General features: G+C 61.0%; 3 protein-coding genes and 1 pseudogene. 1 reads left to right on the top strand and 3 read right to left on the bottom strand.

All coding sequences use genetic code 11. From position 1 onward, the window contains the following. Both E5W87_RS34710 and E5W87_RS34705 read right to left on the bottom strand, forming a co-directional pair. Positions 1-244 (bottom strand): annotated as a pseudogene (locus tag E5W87_RS34710) (hypothetical protein); the annotation flags it as partial. Positions 245-277: 33 nt separating this feature from the next. After that, positions 278-1,258, bottom strand: coding sequence for a hypothetical protein (locus E5W87_RS34705; RefSeq protein WP_292408265.1), 981 nt, complete (start codon positions 1,256-1,258; stop codon positions 278-280). Positions 1,259-1,628: 370 nt separating this feature from the next. Here E5W87_RS34705 and E5W87_RS34700 point away from each other — a divergent pair, with 370 nt between their 5' ends. Then, positions 1,629-2,411: a class I SAM-dependent methyltransferase gene (locus tag E5W87_RS34700; protein ID WP_292408262.1), complete on the top strand. Its 783-nt coding sequence runs from the start codon at positions 1,629-1,631 to the stop codon at positions 2,409-2,411. Between the two features lie 226 nt (positions 2,412-2,637). On the opposite strand, the gene E5W87_RS34695 is transcribed toward E5W87_RS34700, so the two are convergent. Continuing rightward, positions 2,638-3,525: hemolysin family protein (locus E5W87_RS34695; protein ID WP_292408259.1), on the bottom strand; the 888-nt coding region annotated here is incomplete at its 5' end.

Genomic DNA, 3,525 nt, shown 5'->3' with positions numbered 1-3,525 from the left:
CACCCGCACCGTCGAGGCTCGTGCCCACCCCCACAGATGCGCCTTGCGAGCCGGCGCTCACGCCAGCACCGACCCCGAGGCCGCCGACGCTCGCGCCCACCCCCACAGATGCGCCTTGCGAACCGGCGCTCACTCCAGCACCGACCCCGAGACCACCGGCCTTACCGCCTAAACCTGCGTCAAGAGCCGAGGCAGGCCCGATTGCGATCCCGATCGTCAACGCGGCTGCAACGTACTTTTTCATTGTCATACTCCCCTGCGGCATACATTTCGCTCACTAGTCTTCACTGGCGTAGGTCGAGCTTTTCAGTGGTCGCGTCGGGAGCAATACGGCCGGAAGAGCGATGGTTGCCGGCAGAACAAGATGCGGTGACTTTTGGACCTTCACTTTCTGTTTTTTCGGCGAGCCCGGTTTACGGGCTGGTTGGGTGCCCGAACGCAATAATTTACTTGCAAGTGCACCTGCGTGGTTACGTGTTTTCGGCGCGCGCGCCATAGCCGCGGTCCGATGCTTACCCTTGACGATGTCAATTGCCTTACGCGCGGCACTGAGGCTGCGAGCTAGACCGATGGCCCTTTCACGCTCTTCCTCCAACGTCGCACTCAACTCTGCCAAGATCTGCTTTGAAGCGTCGCGTTCCTTGCGAACAATGTCGAGGTCGCGTACGGCTGAATCTGCTCGTTCGCGTTCCAGTTCGAGTGCTTCTCCAGCTTGCTTTAGAGCGGTCTCGGCCACCGATCGGTCTTTTATGGCGTTGGTCTTCTCGACCGCGGCGAGGTTTGCGCCTGTCTTAAGAGCGTCGATAGTTTGGCGAGCCGTGGTGAGTTCTTGTTCCAAGAGTTCAACCTTGTGCCTCTCCTCATCAAGCGCTCGCTTCGCAGCAACCTGAGAGGCTTCAATGGAGGGGTGCGCTCCGGCGGCCTTCTCGCGGTTCCAGAGAATGGCTTCGGCCCTAAAGCCTTCGATAACGCGCTGCGCCCTCTCCAGTGCTTCGTCTATTTGCTGCTGCTCTTTTAGGGCTTGCGCTTGCTTAGCCAGCTCCGCTCGTGCCGCGGCCAATTCGCGGCGTAAGGCCTCCTCGGATCCGAGCGCGCCAGGTTGCGTCTTGCCCGGCTCTTGCTCGATACCGGTGTGGTCCGAAACCGCGACCGACGAACTGTCGTTAGCTGCGGCGATCTCTGACGCTTCTGGCGCCAACTGACTATTTGCCGGAGATGCCAACAGCAGAATGAGGATTAGCGGAACGAGAGACAGCATAGCGGCACCCCCCCTGCCATGTGTCACGTGAAGTAAAATCAAAGGCCGTCGTTTAATAAAGGTGAAGTCACAGCGGCGACATTTTGACCTGGTACTCTGCCCATGGCTCATCACTGAAACTCACTGACCGCGGCCCTCACCGCTATTGTATTCTCCACTTACTGCACGCCGCGGCGCTGGATGACGCGCCACCTGGAGGTTATCTCCGATTTCCTGCTTTTCGTCATTCGAACGAACGAAACTTTCGTTCATTTACTCTGGGGGATTGTCTGAAATTTCCGAAAGGCTGCCTGCTCAATGCCGCAGGCCATATTGCCGCGCTCTTCGGCCCTGGGCTAGGTTGGCCATCCCGCCAAGACAGGTACAGGTGATGGCCTTGGATCGCGCTGATTTCTACGACGCGGAGTTGCGAAAGCACAGCGAACACTTTCGTGCTGCCGTCAACGCCGGACCACGGGACCGCGTGCTCGATATTGGCTGTGGTGCAGGGCAAACCTCACGTGACGCTGCTCGCATCGCCGTCAAGGGAAGCGTGATCGGTGTCGACCTATCGGCAGAGATGCTTGAGATCGCTCGCGAGCGCAGCTCAGAGCAAGGGTTACGGAACGTCAGGTTTGAACAGGGCGACGCTCAGGTCCAGGCGTTCCCCGCTGATCATTTCGACCTCTGCATTAGCCGATTTGGGGTGATGTTCTTTGCCGATCCGACCGCCGCGTTCGTCAACATCGCGCGGGCGATGCGGCCAGGCGGGCGCTTGGTGTGGATGGTGTGGCAGAGCCGGGAGCGCAACGAATGGGCCACCGCCATTCCCCATGCGCTGGCTCCGGACTCGGTCGCTCCTGTGAGCGCCAACGGCGCGTTCTCACTCAGCGATCCTGCTGCCGCCACCAGCGTCCTGACCACGGCCGGCTTTGCGTTCATCGACTTTACCGAGGTGGATGAACCGGTCTTCTATGGTCCGGATGTCGATGCAGCGTATGACGCTGTTATCGGCTTCGGGTTTGCGCAGGAAGCACTGGCGGGCATCGGCGCAGCGGCGGCTGATAAAGCGTTGCAGAGGCTACGCGCCTTGTTGGAAGCACACTTGACTGCCGACGGTGTGATTTTCGACTCGCGTGCATGGATCATCACCGCTCATCGGGTGAGCGAGTAGTCACAAGCGGTCCGTGCCAATGTCCGAACGGAGCGGTGCAGCGGCGGGAGTTAGTAGGCCGAATAGTCTGAAATGACCGCTTCCGGCGCAAAAGCTGCTTTGGTCTGCGGATTGGCGACGTCCGCTTTGGTGAATGGACGGGACTGTAGAAATGACTGCCACTGGACGCAAAGCTGCCATATGCAAGGACTGGCATCCGAACCGGTCTACACATCGTGTTGATTGGTTACCGCACAATCTCGCGGTGACCGCCGGGCAGGCGCGTGGCGATGAGCTTGTCGATGCGGCGGCCGTCGAGGTCGACGACCTCGAAGCGCCAGCCCTGTGCATCCACGCATTCGCCGGTCGCCGGCAGGTGGTGCATGTGCGACAGCACATAGCCGGCAACGGTCTCGTAGTCGCGATTCTCGGGCAAGTCGATGCCGAGAATGTCCGCCATCTCGTCTGCCTGCATGTAGCCGGCGAGCAACCATGAGCCGTCCTCGCGTTTGACGGCGTTTTCCTCGTCGCCGGCGTCGAGGTCCGCCCGGAAGACGCCGGTGATGGCTTCCAATATGTCCGCCGGGGTGACGATGCCTTCGAAATGGCCGTATTCGTCATGGACCAGCGCCATCGGCACGTTGGATTCCTTGAGTGTCGAAAGGACATCCAACGCGTCGGCCTGGTCATGGACGATGGGAGCGGCGCGCACGTGCCGGCGCGGGTCGAGCGCGCGACCGCCAAGCATCGCGGCCAGCACATCGCGGGTCTGGACGACGCCGATCATGGCGTCGACGCTGCCATCGCCGGCTGGCAGGCGCGAATGCTGCGTCTCCATCAAGAGTTTGCGGGTCGCCGCGTCGTCGGACTGCAGGTTGATCCAGTCGACCTCGGTGCGCGGCGTCATCACCGCGCGGACGGCGCGGTCGCCGAGCCGCATGACGCCGGCGATCATGCGCCGCTCGTCCGATTCGATGGTACCGTGATGCTCGGCCTCGGCGACCAGCATCTTGATCTCCTCGTCGGTGACCTTCTCTTCGCTTTCACCACGTTGGCCAAGGAGCCACAGCATGGCGCGGCCGGAAATGTCGAGCAGGAAGACCAACGGTGCCGAAACGGTGGCAAGGATGGTCAT

The organism is Mesorhizobium sp., assembly GCF_004962925.1.
Taxonomy (GTDB): domain Bacteria; phylum Pseudomonadota; class Alphaproteobacteria; order Rhizobiales; family Rhizobiaceae; genus Mesorhizobium.
This window is presented reverse-complemented; position numbering and strand designations above follow the sequence as displayed.